15 protein-coding genes are annotated in these 16,164 nt (G+C 72.7%); 7 read left to right on the top strand and 8 right to left on the bottom strand.

The window, feature by feature from the left end; translation table 11 throughout:
• Positions 1-28: 28 nt before the first annotated feature.
• From QF032_RS21500 to QF032_RS21490, 3 genes are read left to right on the top strand one after another with little or no spacing between them, the layout of a single operon-like run.
• Positions 29-730, top strand: coding sequence for a GntR family transcriptional regulator (locus QF032_RS21500; protein WP_307057105.1), 702 nt, complete (start codon positions 29-31; stop codon positions 728-730).
• A complete protein-coding gene (locus tag QF032_RS21495; protein WP_373430365.1) occupies positions 727-3,207 on the top strand; it encodes a glycosyltransferase in 2,481 nt (826 codons plus the stop codon). The genes QF032_RS21500 and QF032_RS21495 overlap by 4 nt, the downstream gene beginning before the upstream one ends.
• 59 nt (positions 3,208-3,266) lie before the next feature.
• Complete coding sequence (locus tag QF032_RS21490) at positions 3,267-3,917, top strand: hypothetical protein (RefSeq protein ID WP_307057101.1); 651 nt, start codon at positions 3,267-3,269, stop codon at positions 3,915-3,917.
• A gap of 28 nt (positions 3,918-3,945) precedes the next feature.
• Here QF032_RS21490 and QF032_RS21485 read toward each other — a convergent pair whose 3' ends face one another.
• Together QF032_RS21485 and QF032_RS21480 are read right to left on the bottom strand one after the other, a co-directional pair.
• Positions 3,946-4,239, bottom strand: a complete 294-nt coding sequence (locus tag QF032_RS21485) for a DUF3303 family protein (RefSeq protein ID WP_306950247.1) — start codon at positions 4,237-4,239, stop codon at positions 3,946-3,948.
• A gap of 181 nt (positions 4,240-4,420) precedes the next feature.
• Positions 4,421-5,704, bottom strand: a complete 1,284-nt coding sequence (locus tag QF032_RS21480) for an adenylosuccinate synthase (RefSeq protein ID WP_306950248.1) — start codon at positions 5,702-5,704, stop codon at positions 4,421-4,423.
• A gap of 197 nt (positions 5,705-5,901) precedes the next feature.
• Here QF032_RS21480 and QF032_RS21475 point away from each other — a divergent pair, with 197 nt between their 5' ends.
• Entirely contained in the window at positions 5,902-6,762 is an 861-nt protein-coding gene (locus QF032_RS21475; protein ID WP_307044844.1) for a diacylglycerol kinase family protein, read from the top strand.
• 119 nt (positions 6,763-6,881) lie between these two features.
• Here QF032_RS21475 and QF032_RS21470 read toward each other — a convergent pair whose 3' ends face one another.
• Positions 6,882-7,379, bottom strand: coding sequence for a GbsR/MarR family transcriptional regulator (locus QF032_RS21470; protein ID WP_306950250.1), 498 nt, complete (start codon positions 7,377-7,379; stop codon positions 6,882-6,884).
• A 73-nt stretch (positions 7,380-7,452) separates the two neighbouring features.
• Between QF032_RS21470 and QF032_RS21465 the strand changes: the two genes are divergently transcribed.
• The 3 genes from QF032_RS21465 to QF032_RS21455 all read left to right on the top strand — a co-directional run bounded on the left by QF032_RS21465 (position 7,453) and on the right by QF032_RS21455 (position 10,418).
• Positions 7,453-8,346, top strand: a complete 894-nt coding sequence (locus QF032_RS21465) for an ABC transporter ATP-binding protein (protein ID WP_307044842.1) — start codon at positions 7,453-7,455, stop codon at positions 8,344-8,346.
• Positions 8,343-9,935, top strand: coding sequence for an ABC transporter permease (locus QF032_RS21460; RefSeq protein WP_307044840.1), 1,593 nt, complete (start codon positions 8,343-8,345; stop codon positions 9,933-9,935). Before QF032_RS21465 ends, QF032_RS21460 begins: the two co-directional genes overlap by 4 nt.
• Before the next feature lie 219 nt (positions 9,936-10,154).
• Positions 10,155-10,418 (top strand): hypothetical protein, encoded by a 264-nt coding sequence (locus QF032_RS21455; protein ID WP_307044838.1) that lies wholly within the window; start codon positions 10,155-10,157, stop codon positions 10,416-10,418.
• Here the strand turns inward: QF032_RS21455 and QF032_RS21450 are convergent.
• The 5 genes from QF032_RS21450 to QF032_RS21430 form a co-directional block, all read right to left on the bottom strand.
• Entirely contained in the window at positions 10,401-11,618 is a 1,218-nt protein-coding gene (locus QF032_RS21450) for a cytochrome P450 (RefSeq protein ID WP_307044836.1), read from the bottom strand. The genes QF032_RS21455 and QF032_RS21450 overlap by 18 nt on opposite strands.
• Before the next feature lie 117 nt (positions 11,619-11,735).
• Positions 11,736-12,404: a response regulator gene (locus tag QF032_RS21445; protein ID WP_307044834.1), complete on the bottom strand. Its 669-nt coding sequence runs from the start codon at positions 12,402-12,404 to the stop codon at positions 11,736-11,738.
• A complete protein-coding gene (locus QF032_RS21440; RefSeq protein ID WP_307044832.1) occupies positions 12,401-13,786 on the bottom strand; it encodes a sensor histidine kinase in 1,386 nt (461 codons plus the stop codon). The genes QF032_RS21445 and QF032_RS21440 overlap by 4 nt, the downstream gene beginning before the upstream one ends.
• Before the next feature lie 125 nt (positions 13,787-13,911).
• Complete coding sequence (locus QF032_RS21435) at positions 13,912-14,589, bottom strand: response regulator (protein ID WP_307044830.1); 678 nt, start codon at positions 14,587-14,589, stop codon at positions 13,912-13,914.
• Positions 14,586-16,163, bottom strand: coding sequence for a sensor histidine kinase (locus QF032_RS21430; RefSeq protein ID WP_307044827.1), 1,578 nt, complete (start codon positions 16,161-16,163; stop codon positions 14,586-14,588). Before QF032_RS21430 ends, QF032_RS21435 begins: the two co-directional genes overlap by 4 nt.
• Between the last annotated feature and the right edge of the window lies 1 nt (position 16,164).

The following is a 16,164-nucleotide window of genomic DNA, read 5'->3' as shown; positions in this document are numbered from 1 at the left end:
CCGCACCCGACGAGGAGACGCCTCGACCATGCCCGGCAGCACCGGCAACGGCGCCGTGACGCGCAGCACCCTGCGCCAGCAGATCGCCGACGCGCTTCGCGACGAGGTGCTGGCGGGACGGTTGCAGCCCGGGCAGGAGTTCACGGTGAAGGAGATCGCCGAGCAGTACGGCGTCTCCGCGACCCCGGTCCGCGAGGCCCTCGTCGACCTCTCGGCCCAGGGCCTCCTCGACGCCGACCAGCACCGGGGCTTCCGGGTCCACGAGTACTCCGTCGAGGACTACCGCGGCATGATCGAGGCGCGCAACCTGATCATCGAGGGCATGTTCATCGCCCTCGAGGGAGGCCGCCAGGACCAGCGGGACTTCGAGGACCCGCGGACCGCGGCCGCCATCGCCGGGGTGCGCCGGCGCGGCGAGGAGGCGGGACGGGCCGCGGCCGCCGGCGACCTCACCGTCCTCATCGGCTACGACCTGCGCTTCTGGCGCGAGCTGAGCGCCTTCTTCGGCAACCCCTATCTCGCCGACTTCCTGCACCGGCTGCGCGTGCAGTCCTGGGTGTGCACGGTGCAGCACCTGCGCCGACTGAGCGATCTGCGCGGCTTCCTGTGGTCCGGCCACACCGAACTCGTCGACGCCCTGTACCGCCGCGACACCGCCACCGCCCGCAGGATGCTCGCCGCGTACAACGACGAGTCCATCACCCTGATCGAGCGGCTGGCCGCGGGATGAGCCGGGCGGACGCCCCTGCCGTGCACGCCCCCACCGCGCCGTCGGCCGCCCCCGCCGTCGAGCTGTCCGTCGTCGTCCCCGCCTACAACGAGGAACGACGACTCGGCCCCACCCTGGACGCGGTCAGCCGCCACCTGGACGCCCCCGGGAGCCACCGGGGCAGCTGGGAGATCGTGGTCGCCGACGACGGTTCCACCGACGCCACCCGCGAACTCGTCACCGTCCGCCGCGACCCGCGCGTCCGGCTCGTCACCGGCTCCGGCACCGGCCGCCGGGGCAAGGGCCACGCCCTGCGCCTCGGCGTCGCCGCCAGCCGGGGCCGCCGGGTGCTGGTCACGGACGCCGACCTCGCCACCCCCGTCGAGGAGCTGGCGCGCCTGGAGCGGGCGCTCGCCGACGGGCACGCGGCGGCGATCGGCTCACGGGCCGTCCCCGGCGCCACCCTCGGCAGCCGTCAGCACCGGCTGCGCGAACTCCTCGGCGCCGCCGGCAACCTGCTCATACGCCGGACGACGCTGCCCGGGACGCACGACACCCAGTGCGGGTTCAAGCTCTTCGACGGCGACAAGGCCCGTACCGCCTTCGCCGCCTCCCGCCTCGACGGCTGGGCCATCGACGTGGAGGTGCTGCGCCACTTCCGGCAGGCGCACTGGCCGGTCGCCGAGGTGCCCGTGCACTGGTCCCACCAGCCCGGCTCGAAGGTCCGCCCGGCGGACTACCTCCGCTTCCTGCGCGACCTCGTCCGGCTGCGCCTGCCCGTGCCGAGACCCGCGGACGTCCTGGCCGCCGTCCTCTTCCTCGCGCTTTCGGTCACCCTCTTCTCCGGCCGCTTCCTCGACCCGGCGCAGCGCTATCTCACCGACTCCCTCCAGGACCAGAACCAGTGGGAGTGGTTCTTCGCGGTGACCGCCGACAACGTCGCCCACCTGCGCAACCCCCTGTTCACCGACCTCCAGGGCTTCCCCGGCGGCGTGAACCTGATGGCCAACACGGCGATGCCGGGCCTGTCGGTGCCGCTCACACCCGTGACCCTGCTGTTCGGACCCGCCGTCGCGCTCAGCCTGGTGATGACGCTCGGTCTGGCCGCCACCGCCGTCGCCTGGTACCGGCTGATCGTGCGACGGCTCGTGACACAGCGGGCGGCCGCCTTCACCGGAGCCGCGCTGGCCGCGTTCGCCCCGCCGATGGTCGGCCACGCCAACGCCCACCCGAACTTCGTCGTGCTCTTCATGATCCCGCCGATCATCGAGCGCGCCCTGCGGCTGACGACCGGGCAGCGGACCACCCGCGACGCGGTCGTCCTCGGCCTGATGGCGGCCTACCAGTTCTTCCTCGGCCAGGAGTCCCTGCTGCTCGCCGCCCTGGGCATGCTCCTGTTCGCCGTGGCCTACGGCGCCGCGCGCCCCGGTGTGGCGCGCGCGGCGGCCCGCCCGCTGCTGAACGGTCTCGCGATCGCCGCGGCCGTCTGCCTGCCGCTCGTCCTCTATCCGCTGGCCTGGCAGTTCTCCGGGCCGCAGAGCTACACGAGCATCGACCACGGCTCCGCGCCCGGGGTCGCCAACTCGCTGCGCGCGCTGGTCTCGTTCGCCGGGCGTTCGCTGATCGCGGGCGACACCGCACGCGCCGGCGCGCTCTCCCTCAACCCCACCGAGCAGAACGCCTTCTACGGCTGGCCGCTGGTCCTGCTCGCGTTCGCGATCACCGCGCTGCTGTGGCGACGGCCCGCGGTCAAGGCGCTGGCCGGCACGGCGCTGGCCGCGGCGGTGCTGTCCCTCGGCCCGCACGTCGCCGTGCCCCTCACCGGCGTCACCGTGCCCGGCCCCTGGGCCCTGCTGTCCGGCCTCCCGCTCTTCGAGTCGGTCATCGAGAGCCGGGTCGCGCTGGTCTGCGCCCCGCCGCTCGGCATGCTGCTCGCCCTGGCCGTCGACCGGCTGGCCCACGCCCGCCGGCTCGGCACCCAGTACGCCGGGCTGCTCGCCGTCTGCGTCGCCCTGCTCCCCCTCGTGCCGGCGCCGCTGAGGTCCGAGCCGCGCGCCGAGACGCCCGTCTTCTTCGCGGACGGCGCCTGGAAGGCGTACGTCCGGCCCGGCGAGACGCTGGTCCCGGTGCCGCTCGCCGAACCGGAGGACGCCGAGGCCCTGCACTGGCAGACGGCGTCCGGACTCGGCTTCCGGATGCCCGGCGGCTACTTCAACGGCCCCTACGGGGACGGCGACCGCACCGGCGTCTACGGCGTCCCGCTGCGCTTCACGGCGAGTCTGCTGCGCGACGTGCGCCAGACCGGCGTGATCCCGGTGATCGACGCCCGGGCCCGCGCCGAGGCCCGCGAGGACTTCGCGTACTGGCGGGCGGGCGCGCTGGTGCTGGTCCCTCGGCGGCACGCGGACCGGCTGCGTGAGACGGTGGACGAACTGGTCGGCCGGCCGGGGAGGCGGGTGGCCGGAGTGTGGGTATGGGATCTGCACGAGGGGAGCTGACGCGTGCCGCACCGACTAGTCTTCCCTGACCGGTCAACGCACTGAGTGAGGAGCTCTCTTTGGCCTGTGACCTGTGGCTGGTGCCGCTCGTCGACGTGTTGTGCCACACCCCCGACAACCCCTTCGCGGACGAACTCGCCCAGTACAACAAGGTGCTGGCGGAGGCGGGACTCCCGCCGGTGCCGGTGTACCAGTACATGCCGGGCCTGTCCGGGGAGGTCGCCCCGGTCGCGGGCTTCGACTACGACGCCCTGCACTTCCTGCGCCGTGCCTACCTGCTCCAGGTGTGCCAGCTGCCGGTGACGCCGGTGGACGAGCTGGGCGGCGACTACGAGCAGCTGCTGGAGATGTTCCAGGCGACGGCCCAGCAGTCCCACCTGGTCTGGCACTACGACCACGCGGGCGCGTACGTCCCCGTGGACTTCCCGCAGCCTCTGTCGAACGACGAACTCCTCGCGGGCGGCGGCCCGCTGGGCTCCGCGCAGTCGCTGCTGCGGGAACTCGAGTTCGTGGCGCCGTCCATCGGCATCGATCCGGCCAATCCCCCGGCGGCCCCCCAACCGCCCGCCGGACCAACCGAGTTGGAGGAGCCGGCTGTGCCGGCCCCGTACGACCCCAGCCCCTTCGCCCGCGAACGGCACGTCTGGCTCGGGCTGCACGCGGCGGCGACGCGGAGTCTGGCGCAGGGGTCGATGATCGTCTTCAGTTGAGCCGGCCACCTCCGCCACTGACCGCGGGTCAGCGTCCGAGCTGGGACAGGCCCTTCTGCACGTCCTCCATGTTCATCACCGGGGTGTAGGTGATCTCGGCCCCGAGGTGCAGGAAGAACGGCTCGCTGAGCACGGGCATCTGCGAGCTGTCCTGCATGTCGAAGACCAAAAAGGCCGTGCGCTTGCCGTGGTCGGAGGTGAAGTAGGCCGCTTCGGGCTTGATCTGCTCCACCGACTCCTGGATCAGCTTCGTGAGGGTCCCGTTCCGGATGGCCTCGTTCGCCTTCTCGGTGTCCATGGACGCCCTGAGCATCATGCGCATCGCCGTCACCTTCCTCTGGTCGGCACACACGGATGTCACCCTCAGAGTAGTCCCGTATGCGGCATTTCTCCCTTGCTGGCCCTGAGCGAGAGCACCGGGAAAAGGCCACCAGGGCGATTCGACTGCGGGCCGGTCCAGGAAGTCCAGGACCGGCCCGAGCCGACGCGTATCGCCGCCGCGACTACAGGAACGAGTTGATCTCGATCGTCTCGTCCCGGCCCGGGCCCACGCCGATCGCGGAGATCGGGGCGCCGGACATCTCCTCCAGCGCCTTCACGTACGCCTGGGCGTTCTTCGGCAGGTCGGAGAACGACTTCGCCGACGTGATGTCCTCGGACCAGCCGGGCAGGTTCTCGTAGATCGGCTTCGCGTGGTGGAAGTCGCTCTGCGAGTACGGCAGTTCCTCGACGCGCTTGCCGTCGATCTCGTACGCCACGCAGACCGGGATCTGCTCCCAGCCGGTCAGGACGTCGAGCTTGGTCAGGAAGAAGTCCGTCAGGCCGTTCACGCGGGTCGCGTAGCGGGCGATGACCGCGTCGAACCAGCCGCAGCGGCGGTCGCGGCCGGTGGTCACGCCCCGCTCGCCGCCGATCCGGCGCAGCGCCTCGCCGTCCTCGTCGAGGAGCTCGGTCGGGAAGGGGCCCGCGCCGACACGGGTCGTGTAGGCCTTCAGGATGCCGATGACCCGGCTGATCTTCGTCGGGCCCACGCCGGAGCCGGTGCAGGCGCCGCCCGCGGTCGGGTTGGACGAGGTGACGAAGGGGTACGTGCCGTGATCGATGTCGAGGAGGGTGCCCTGACCGCCCTCGAAGAGGACGACCTTGTCGTTCTCCAGCGCCTGGTTGAGGACGAGGACCGTGTCGGTGACGTACGGAGCGAGCTTCTCCGCGTAGCCGAGCAGTTCCTCGACGACCTGGTCGACGGCGATCGCACGACGGTTGTACAGCTTGGTCAGCAGCTGGTTCTTGGCGTCGAGCGCCGCCTCCACCTTCTGCATCAGGATGGACTCGTCGTACAGGTCCTGGACCCGGATGCCGACCCGGTTGATCTTGTCGGCATAAGTCGGACCGATCCCGCGCCCGGTGGTGCCGATCTTGCGCTTTCCGAGGAAGCGTTCGGTCACCTTGTCGACAGTCACGTTGTACGGAGTGATGATGTGCGCGTTGCCGCTGATCAGCAGCTTCGACGTGTCGACGCCGCGCTCGTTCAGACCGCTCAGCTCGGAGAGCAGGACCGACGGGTCGACGACGACACCGTTACCGATGACCGGCGTACAGCCGGGAGACAGGATTCCGGAAGGGAGCAGGTGGAGTGCGTACTTCTGGTCGCCCACGACGACCGTGTGGCCGGCGTTGTTGCCACCCTGGTAACGCACCACGTAATCCACCGAGCCACCGAGCAGGTCGGTGGCCTTTCCCTTGCCTTCGTCACCCCACTGAGCACCGAGCAGCACAAGTGCGGGCACGCGCGTACACCCCTTCCGGGTGGGGCATGTCCAAGGTCGGAGGCGTACGCGATGGATCGTTCCACCGCGTTCACCGCGAGCGCCGCGACCGTCGTTGGTCGCCCGTTGTCGGACCCGGATGCCCCGGAATAGACGAAGCCCCTGGCGCAATAGCGCAAGGGGCTCTTGCACAAAGATGCTACCCGAGGAAGCGAGGCATGACCGAGGTGGCGACTTTCGCGACGTCCGATCAGCTGCTGGTGATCATCGATCCGGTCGCCCGGCGCGCGGACGGGGAGTCCGTGCGGATCGCGAAAGACGTGCTCAGCGCGGGTGCGGCCAGCACGAAGGTGTGTCTGCCGGAGGACCCGGAGGAATTCGCCCGGGCGCTGGCCCGGCGGGGCTCGCGGCGGCCGGTGGTCATCGGCGACGACCGCGCGCTGACCCGGGCGGTGGCCCTGCTGCACCGGCAGCGGGCCCTGGCCGAATGCGTGCTGTCGGTGGTGCCGGTGGGCGGCTCCCTGGCCGTCGCGCACGCCCTGGGCGTGCCCACGGGCCCGGTCGCGGCGGCGCGGGCCGTCCTGGACGGGGCCGAGCGGCGGCTGGACCTGCTGGTCGACGACAGCGACGGGGTGGTGCTGGGGATGCTGCGGATCCCCGCGCCGCCCGCCGGCGGCGGCGTCCCGTCGGCGGACCCCGCGGGGCGGCCCTGGCTGCAGTCGCTGGTCCGCACGCTCGTCCCCGTCCGGCCCTCCCGGCTCTCCCGGCCGGTCGCCGCCCCGCTCCCGCCCGGCCCGGCCCGGCTGCGGGTCGAGGTGGACGGGACGACCCTGGTCGACCTGGACCAGCCGGTGGAGGCGGTGTCGGTGACGCCCGGGGCCTCGGGGTCGGCCGAGGTGGTGGTGCGGCCGTCGTCGGTGGGCGCGGAGGCGGCGCCGCTGCAGGCGTACGGCCGGACGGTGACCGTCTCGGGGGCCGACTTCCGCTACCGGGCGGACGCCGCGGTCGCCGGCCCGGTACGGCGGCGGACGTGGACCGTGCGGGAGGGAGCGCTGGGGCTGATGCTGCCGGTGCGGTGAGCGGCGGGGCATCCCGGGGCGGGCGCGTGTCCCGGGACACCGGACCAGGGCGTCCCGGCGCCGTGATCGCAAGGCTTCACCGGCTCGCCGGCCCTTGCCGACCCTTGCCGGTCACGGCACTAGCCGTCCCCGAAGACCTGGTCGCGGTGCTGTCGCCAGCGTTCCATCATGGCGGCGATCTCGGTGTCGACGAACTCGAAGAAGGCGAGGGTCTCGGACATCCGGCGTCCCGCGGCGGTGTCGCCGCCGAGGCTCTCGACGCCCTCGCGCAGCGCCCCCTCCCACCGCTTCAGCACGGCCTCGCGGTTGGTCAGCGCCTCGTACCACTGGTTGCTGTGCACGCGGTAGCGCTCGCGCCGGGAACCGGGCTCGCGCTCACGGGAGACCATGTGCTGCTGGGCCAGGTAGCGCACCGCGCCGGAGACGGCGGCGGGACTGATCCGGAGCTGTCCGGCGAGTTCCGCGGAGGTCATCGCGCCCTCGTCGGAGGAGAGGAGCGCGGCGAAGACCCGGGCGGGCATGCGCTGCATCCCGGCCTCGACGAGTTGCGCGGCGAAGGACTCGACGAACCGGGAAACGGCCCCCTCGTCCCGCCCGTCCGCATCTGTTTCGGTCATGCCCCCACCCTATCGACGGTTCACGCATTTCCTTAACTTCACAAATTTCTGAACTTCGCGTACTTTCGGCGCCATGACGAAGGCCATCACGGTGTCCGGACTGCACAAGTCCTTCGGCCGCACCCACGCGCTCGACGGGCTCGACCTGGAGGTCGAGACCGGGGAGGTGCACGGCTTCCTCGGACCCAACGGCGCCGGCAAGTCCACCGCCATCCGCGTCCTGCTGGGCCTGCTGCGCGCCGACTCGGGCGCCGCGCGGATCCTCGGCCGCGACCCGTGGAAGGACGCGGTCGAGGCGCACCGGCGCATCGCCTACGTGCCCGGCGACGTGACCCTGTGGCGCAACCTCTCCGGTGGCGAGGTCATCGACCTGTACGGACGGCTGCGCGGCGGCGGCCTCGACGCGGCCCGCCGCGCCGAGCTGATCGACCGCTTCGAACTGGACCCCACCAAGAAGGGCCGCACCTACTCGAAGGGCAACCGCCAGAAGGTCGCCCTGGTCGCCGCGTTCGCCTCGGACGTCGACCTCCTCATCCTCGACGAACCGACGTCCGGCCTGGACCCCCTGATGGAGGAGGTCTTCCAGCGCTGCGTGACGGAGGAACGCGACCGGGGCCGGACGATCCTGCTGTCCTCCCACATCCTCAGCGAGGTCGAGGAACTGTGCGACCGCGTCAGCATCATCCGCAAGGGCCGCACGGTGGAGACCGGCTCGCTGGCCGACCTGCGCCATCTGACCCGCACCAGCGTGACCGCCGAACTCGCCGGCGCCCCCGACGGGCTGGCGCACCTGCCGGGCGTGCACGGCCTGGAGGTGCGGGGCGGACGGGTCCGCCTCCAGGTCGACACCGACCGACTCGACGCCGTGCTGCGGTCGTTGACCGCGTCCGGCGTGCGGTCGCTGACGTCGACGCCGCCGACGCTGGAGGAACTGTTCCTGCGGCACTACCAGGAGACGGCACGGTGACGGTCCTCGCCGCACCCCGGCTCACCCCACTCACCGGCACCGTCCCGCTGCTGCGTTTCGCGCTCCGCCGCGACCGGTTGCTGATCCCGGTCTGGGTCGCCGTGAACACCCTGATGGTGCTGTCCATGCCCACCAGCCTCGAGGGCCTGTACGACACCCCGGCCGCCCGGGCCGGCCTGCTGCGGCAGATGGACGCCAACTCCTCTTTCCGTGCCCTGATCGGCCCCGTCTTCGACGACTCGCTCGGCGCGCTGACGGCCTGGCGGGTCGGTGTGTTCGCGGCCGCCCTGGCCGCGGTGACGAGCCTGCTGGTCGTGGTCCGGCACACCCGCGACGAGGAGGAGAGCGGCCGTCAGGAGCTGATCGCCTCCGGCATGGTCGGACGGCGCGCCTCCCTCACGGCGGCCCTGCTCGCGGCGGCCGTCGCCAACGCCGCCCTCGGTCTGCTGGTCACCGCGGGGCTCGCGGGCCAAGGGGCGGCGGGCGCCGCCGCGTTCGGCCTCGGACTGGCCGGGGCGGGCATGCTGTTCGCGACGACGGCGGCGGTCGTCGCCCAGCTCACGCAGAGCGCACGGCTGGCGCGCGGGCTGACGGCGGCGGCCCTCGGCGCGGCCTTCGTCCTGCGGGCGGCGGGCGACTCGGCCAGGACCGACGGTTCGTCACCGCTGACCTGGCTCTCACCGCTCGGCTGGCTGGAGAACCTGCGGGCGTTCGCGGACGAACGATGGTGGGTGCTGGGGCTCTTCGCGGCGGCGATCCTCGCCCAGGGCGCGCTGGCCTACGGCCTGGCCGGGCGCCGGGACGTCGGCATGGGTTTCCTGCCGACGCTCCCCGGGCCCCCCACCGGACGGCTCGGCAGCGCCTTCGCCCTGGCCTGGCGGCTGCAGTGGGGCGGGGTGCTGGGCTGGAGCGCCGGCTTCCTCCTCGCCGGCGTCGTCTACGGCGGCCTGACCGAGGGCGCGGCCGGCCTGGTCGGCGACAACGACAAGGCCCGCGAGATCATCGAGCGGATGGGCGGGCGGTCCGGGCTGACGGACGCGTTCCTCGCCTCGATGATCGGCATGCTCGGGCTGATCGCGTCCCTCTTCGTCGTCGCGTCCGTGCTCCGGCTGCACGGCGAGGAGACGTCGGGCCGCGCGGAACCCGTGCTGGCGAACGCGGTGGGACGGCTGCGCTGGGCGGCCGGGCACCTGGCGATCGCCTTCGGCGGCGCGGCCCTCATCATGCTGCTGGCCGGCCTCGGCTTCGCCGCGGGCTACGGCAGGCAGACCCTCCCGGTCCTGGGCGCCTGCCTGGTGCAGCTGCCCGCGGTGTGGGCGGTCGGCGCCCTGACACTCGTCCTGTACGGATGGGCTCCGCGGCTGGCCCCGGCCGGCTGGGGCGTGGCCGCCGCGATCCTCCTCCTCGGCTGGATCGGCCCCGCTCTGGACGCACCGTCGGCGGTCCTGGACGTCTCGCCCTTCACCCACCTGCCGAAGCTGCCCGGCGGCGAGATGGCGTGGGGGCCGGTGCTGGTCCTGCTGCTGTCGGCCCTCGTCCTGTCCGCCGTCGGCCTGGCGGGACTGCGGCGGCGGGACATGACGACGTGACCGTCCGCCCAGGTCGCGGGGACCGGCGCGGGGGCGGGGGTGCGGCGCCGGTGACCCGGCCGGGGCAGTGACCGGGGCGGTTGCGGGTCCGTGGCTTTGGCCGTGGCCGCGGCGCGGTGGCGGTGACCGGGGCGGTGGCGGTGGCCGGCGGCGAACCGGACGGGGGCCCGGGGCGTCTCCCTGGGCATGGGGCGACGGGCGGTGGGGTGCGGTGGATGCGTGATCTCGGTGGCGAGCGCGCTGACGGCCGTCTTCCTGTGGCTCTCCTCCGACCGCACGCGCATCCACCTGGGCAACGGCTTCGAGCAGCAGGGCATGGATCTCGGCGTGCTGTTCACCGAGCTCCCGCTGGTGTTCCTCGCGGGAGCCGCCCTGCCGGTCCTCGCTCACACGGCGGTCGCCGGCCTGCTGCACGACCGGCAGGACCGGCGCGAGCGGCGTCGCGGGCGTACGCCGCGCGGCAGGTCAGAGGGTGACCGGTAGGCCCTCCAGACCCCGGATGACGAAGTTCGGCTTGCGACGCGGCTCCGCCGCCGGCGCCAGCGTCGGGGCCCGTTCCAGCAGGGCCGTCATCGACGCGGCGAGCTCGATGCGGGCCAGCGGCGCGCCGATGCAGTAGTGGATGCCCGCGCTGAAGGAGATGTGCGGGTTGTCGACCCGGGTGAGGTCCAGCCGTTCGGGCTCGGCGAACACCGTGGGATCGTGGTTCGCCGACCCGAAGAGCATCGCGATCTCGGCCCCCCGCGGCACGGTGACCCCGGCGATCTCGATGTCGTCCAGCACCCACCGCTCGAACAGCTGCAGCGGCGTGTCGTACCGCATCAGCTCCTCGACGGCGGACGGCACCAGCGAGTGGTCGGCGCGCAGCGCGGCCAGCTGCTCCGGGTTGCGGAACAGCGCCCACCACCCGTTGACGGTGGCGTTGACGGTCGCCTCGTGACCGGCGTTCAGCAGCAGCACCGCCGTCGAGATCATCTCCTGCTCGGTGAGCCGGTCTCCCTCGTCGTGCGCCGCGATCAGCCCGGAGATGAGATCGTCCCCCGGCTCCTTGCGCCGCTCGGCGATCAGCTCGCGCAGATAGGCGGTGAACTCGACGGAGGCCCGCACGGCCCTCGCCGCGGTCTCCTGCGACGGGTTCAGCTCGTACATCCCGCAGATGTCCGCCGACCAGGGCCGCAGCGGCCCGCGGTCCGCCTCCGGGATACCCAGCATCTCCGCGATCACGGCCACCGGCAGCGGCTCGGCGACGTCGCTCAGCAGATCGCCGCCGCCCGCCCGCACCAGCCCGTCCACCAGCTCGCCGGCCAGCCTGTGCACGTACGGCTTCAGCCGCTCCACCGTGCGCGGGGTGAACGCCTTCGACACCAGCCGCCGGATCCGGGTGTGGTCCGGCGGTTCCAGGTCGAGCATCCCGTGGTCGTTCAGCGTGTGGAACGGCTCCTGCTCGGCGGGCGGCGCGGTCCGCCCGAACTCCTCGTGCGTGAACCGGTGCTGGTAGGTGCGCCCCAGCCGCCGCTCCCGCAACAGGGCCGACACGTCCGCGTGCCCCGGCACGAGCCACTGACCGGTCGGCTCGTAGTAGATCACCCGCCCGCGCTCCCGCAGCTCGGCGTAGGCCGGGTACGGGTCCGCCACGAAAGCGGGGTCCCAGGGGTCGAACGAGAGGTCGTCAGCTGCTGCCATGGACGGACGCTAGCCCGTGGACCGGCGTCCTGACCAGGGGGTCCTGGCCGTACGCCCACCGGCCGGGAGAAGACCGACGATGAGGGAGGTCGCGACGGGCGGGGGCCGGAGGGGCGGCTAGCCCGGTGTCACCAGTCTCGCCTCGTACGCGAACACCGCCGCCTGGGTGCGGTCCCGCAGGCCCAGCTTCACCAGGATTCTGCTCACGTGCGTCTTGATGGTCGACTCCGCCACCACCAGCCGCTCGGCGATCTCCGAGTTCGACAGGCCCTGGGCGATGAGCACCAGAACCTCCGTCTCCCGTTCGGTCAGGTCGCCGTAGGACGTCTGGACGGCCGCGCGGACCGACCCTGGGGTGTCCGAGAGCTTGGAGAACTCCGTGATCAGACGCTTGGTGACGGACGGGGCGAGAAGCGCCTCGCCGGCCGCCACCACCCGCACGCCGTCCGCCAGCTGGCGGGCCGAGGCGTCCTTCAGGAGGAAGCCGGAGGCTCCCGCGCGCAGCGCCTGGTAGACGTACTCGTCCAGGTCGAAGGTGGTCAGGACGAGGACCTTCGCCGTGCCGTCCGCCGCGACGATCTCCCGCGTCGCCTCGATGCCGTTCAGCTCCGGCATGCGAATGTCCATCAGGACCACGTCGGGCGCCAGCTCGCGGACCCGGTGCACCGCCTCCCGGCCGTTCACCGCCTCGCCCACCACCTCGATGTCCGGCATCGCGTTCAGCAGGACCGAGAAGCCCTCGCGGACCATCATCTGGTCGTCGGCGATCAGAACCCGGATCGTCATGCCCCATCCTCGCCCGAAGAAGGCGCGGCGGACTCCGTGGACGCCGGCACCGGCAGGAACACCGTCACCTCGTAGCCTCCCTCGGGCGTCGCCTCGGCCGTCATCTCGCCGTTCAGCATCGTGACCCGCTCCCGCATGCCCGTGATGCCGTGGCCGGCGCCGGGTGACGGCTTGATCAGGGTCGGGTTGGGCGGAGCGCCGTTGACGATCCGCAGGCCCAGCCCGCCCAGAACGTACCCGACCTCCACCCGGGCTCTCGCGCCGGGCGCGTGGCGGAGCGTGTTGCTCAGCGCCTCCTGGACGATCCGGTAGGCCGACAGCTCCACCCCCTGCGGCAGCTCGCGCACCGCCCCCGTGACCGCCTTCTCCACCTCCAGGCCGGCCTCTCGCACGTTGGCGAGGAGCGCGTCCAGCTCGGCGAGCGTGGGCTGCGGGGCGTCCGGGACGTCGTAGTCCTCGGCGCGGACCACGCCCAGCACCCGGCGCAGCTCGGTGAGCGCGGCCACCGCGTTCTCCCGGATGGTGACGAAGGCCTTCTCCAGCTCCGGCGGCGGGTTCTCCACCCGGTAGGGTGCGGCCTCCGCCTGGATGGCGACCACCGACATGTGGTGGGCGACCACGTCGTGCAGCTCACGGGCGATCGTGGTCCGCTCCTCCAGGAGGGTGCGCCGGGAGCGCTCGTGCGCGGTCACCGTCTGCTGGGCCGTGACCTCCTGCTCGGCCTGCCGGCGGATGTGCCACACGGTGACGGCGAGCAGCAGGATCGCGGAGAAGACCAGCATGGACGCGGTGTTCGTGACGTAGTGGCCCCAGCCGAAGAGGGTCTCGGCGACGAAGCCGTAGACCGCCGTGAGCAGCCACATCCAAGCCGCCGTGCGCGGCCGGGTGCGTATCGCCACGACCGTGAGGACCAGCAGGTGGGAGACGTAGCTGCCGGGCAGCCACGGCCAGTTCCCGTACGTCGTGCCGAGCAGGGCGACCGCCGAGGTCGAGGCCAGCGACAGCCAGAACGCGCCGACCGGCCGTACCAGCGTCATCAGCACCGGCGCCAGGACGACCAGGCCGGTCAGGAATCCCAGCAGTCCGCCGCCGCCGTCCGTGAAGGCGATCAGGGCGGACAGCGCGCCGCCCGCCGCGACCACCGTGTGCCGCGACCAGGCCGCGTACTCGTGCTTGCGGCCCTTCCAGTTGCGGGCGAGCCGGCCGGCCTTCTCCTTGCGGTGCAGCGGGCGGTAGGCGAAGGCGTCGTGGAACAGGTCCCGCCGCAGGCCGCGCAGGGCGTCCATCGCCGCCCGGAACTCCGGGCTGCGCGGCCGGTAGGCCTCGAAGGAGTCGTCCGGGTCGCCGGGGGGCGGGGTGTGCGTCTGCGTCGTCTCGGTCACGAGGAAAACGGTAGGCGCACCGAGGGGGCCCGGTCGTCACCAGTGAGAGGGGTTCCGGCGGATCCCTCTCAAGTACTACGGATCCGGGAGTCCGCTGCCAGGGGCCCGGGACGGCCGGGGTGACCTCAGTACCCGGACGGCCTGACCAGCCCCGACTCGTACGCGAACACGGCCGCCTGGGTGCGGTCGCGCAGCCCCAGTTTCACCAGGATGCGGCCCACGTGCGTCTTCACGGTCTGCTCGGCGACGACGAGATGCTGTGCGATCTCGGCGTTCGACAGGCCCTGCGCGATGAGGGCGAGCACCTCCGTCTCGCGCTCCGTGAGATCACCGATCCGCTCCTTCAGGGGAGCCCGCGGTCTGTCGTCGAGGCGGGAGAACTCGGCGATCAGCTTGCGGGTGATGACCGGGGCGAGGAGGGCGTCGCCGGCCGCCACCACCCGGACCGCCTCGGCCAGTTGGTCGGCGGAGGCGTCCTTCAGCAGGAACCCGGACGCGCCGGCCCGCAGCGCGTCGTACACGTACTCGTCGAGGTCGAAGGTGGTGAGCACCAGCACCTTGATGTGCGGGTGCTCCAGGGTGATGCGGTGCGTCGCGTCGATGCCGCCGAGATCGGGCATCCGGATGTCCATCAGGACGACGTCCGGCCCGAGTTCGGCGACCTTGGCCACGGCGTCGAAGCCGTTCACCGCCTGCCCGACCACCTCGATCCCCGGGTGCGCGTCGAGCAGCACGGTGAAGCCCTGCCGGACCATCTGCTGGTCGTCGGCGATCAGTACGCGGATGGTGCCGCCGGTCGTCATCGGTTTCCTTCTCGTGTCGGGGGCGGAGCGCCCCGGCCGTCCGGCCCGCCGAAGCCGCCGGGGGCGTCCGCCGCGTCCGGGAAGTCCGGGGCGCCCCGGGCAGCCGGGGTGTCCGGGGCAGCCCGCGATTCTGGGGCGGCCGGGAAGTCCCGACGGCCGCTTTCGTGCCCCTCGTGCCCGTGGGGCTCCTCGTGCCCGTGGGGCTCCTCGTGCCCGTGGGGCTCGTCGCCGGGAAAGGTGAGTTCGAGGCCCTCCGGAGTGCCGAGCTCGGCGAGGTCGCCGAGGCGTGTCGCCGCGGCCTCCGTCGGCAGGTACGCCAGCACCGCGAAACCGCCGTGCAGGGTGGGATGCGCGGTGACATGACCGCCGAGCATCGCCGCCCGTTCCCGCATCCCGAGCAGGCCGTGGCCCGCGCCGGGTGAGGGCCTTACGGGAGCCCGGGGCCGGGAGTTGACCACTTCCAGGTACAGGCCCCGGACGTCGTGGGTGACCGACACCCGCACGTGGGAGCCCGGCGCGTGCCGCAGCGCGTTGCTGAGCGCCTCCTGCACGATCCGGTACGCCGACAGTTGCACGCCCGGCGGGTAGGCGGGCGCCTCCCCCGTGACGGCGGCGGTCACGTCCAGCCCGGCCGCGCGCGTGTTCTCCAGGAGCGCGTCGAGACGGTCGAGGGTGGGCTGCGGGGTGTCCGGGGCGGCGCCGGCGCCGGACGCGCCGAGGCCGTAGGGGTCCTCGGGGTTCTCCGAGCGCAGCACGCCGAGCACCCTGCGCAGTTCGGTGAGCGCCTCCAGGGCGTTCTGCCGGATGCCGGCGAGGTTCTCCCTGAGCTCCTCGGACGGGTTCTCCACCAGGAGCGGGGCGACCTGGGCCTGAATGGAGATCACCGACATGTGGTGGGCGACCACGTCGTGCAGCTCGCGGGCGATCCGGCTGCGCTCCTCGAGGAGGGTGCGGCGGGCGCGTTCCTCGGCGGTGATCGTCTCCTGTTCGACGAGCTGGGTGCGGGCCTCGCCGAGACCGCGGAAGGCGATGCCGACGAGGACGGCGGCCGCGAAGATCGCGACGGCCGTGAAACCGGTGGAGGTATAGGTGCCCCCGCCGACCAGCCCCTGGATCACCCAGGTGGTCAGCGCGGTGGCGGCCAGGGCCGCGACGGACACCCGGGTCCGTACGCGCAGCGCCAGGAAGAAGAACACCGCGGCGTGCGCGAGGACTTGGGCGGTGCTCCACGGCCAGGCCGGACCGGGCAGCGGGTGACCCACCAGGGCGGGCCGGTCGGCCACCGCGGCGACGATCAAGCCTGCCAGGGACAGCGCCCACGCGGGCCCCGGCCGCCACAGGGCGAGGACGACGGCCGCGCCCTGCGCGAACCCGAGCAGCACGCTCAGCTCCGAGCCCAGGCCGTAGCGGCCCATCTGGTCTCCCGTGGCGGCCAGGGCGATGCCGAGTGCGCACCAGCACACCACCACGATCCCCGGCAGTCGCAGCCGCCGAAAGCGGTGCCCACGCGCCGACGGCGAGGCGGCACGACGGTCGGCGCCGGCCGGTGCCCTGTTGCTCCCCTTGCCGTTCACG

It is taken from the genome of Streptomyces achromogenes (assembly GCF_030816715.1).
Taxonomy (GTDB): domain Bacteria; phylum Actinomycetota; class Actinomycetes; order Streptomycetales; family Streptomycetaceae; genus Streptomyces; species Streptomyces achromogenes_A.
Note: the sequence above shows the minus strand (reverse complement) of the source record. Positions and strands in the feature narration are given on the sequence as shown.

What these genes read in the sequence shown, in the direction of transcription:
- QF032_RS21485 (WP_306950247.1), bottom strand. Translation starts at nt 4,239, where the DNA reads ATGCGCATGATGCTCAGGGCGTCCATGGACACCGAGAAGGCGAACGAG.
- QF032_RS21475 (WP_307044844.1), top strand. Translation starts at nt 5,902, where the DNA reads ATGACCGAGGTGGCGACTTTCGCGACGTCCGATCAGCTGCTGGTGATC.
- QF032_RS21435 (WP_307044830.1), bottom strand. Translation starts at nt 14,589, where the DNA reads ATGACGACCGGCGGCACCATCCGCGTACTGATCGCCGACGACCAGCAG.
- QF032_RS21470 (WP_306950250.1), bottom strand. Translation starts at nt 7,379, where the DNA reads ATGACCGAAACAGATGCGGACGGGCGGGACGAGGGGGCCGTTTCCCGG.
- QF032_RS21465 (WP_307044842.1), top strand. Translation starts at nt 7,453, where the DNA reads ATGACGAAGGCCATCACGGTGTCCGGACTGCACAAGTCCTTCGGCCGC.
- QF032_RS21445 (WP_307044834.1), bottom strand. Translation starts at nt 12,404, where the DNA reads ATGACGATCCGGGTTCTGATCGCCGACGACCAGATGATGGTCCGCGAG.
- QF032_RS21500 (WP_307057105.1), top strand. Translation starts at nt 29, where the DNA reads ATGCCCGGCAGCACCGGCAACGGCGCCGTGACGCGCAGCACCCTGCGC.
- QF032_RS21495 (WP_373430365.1), top strand. Translation starts at nt 727, where the DNA reads ATGAGCCGGGCGGACGCCCCTGCCGTGCACGCCCCCACCGCGCCGTCG.
- QF032_RS21450 (WP_307044836.1), bottom strand. Translation starts at nt 11,618, where the DNA reads ATGGCAGCAGCTGACGACCTCTCGTTCGACCCCTGGGACCCCGCTTTC.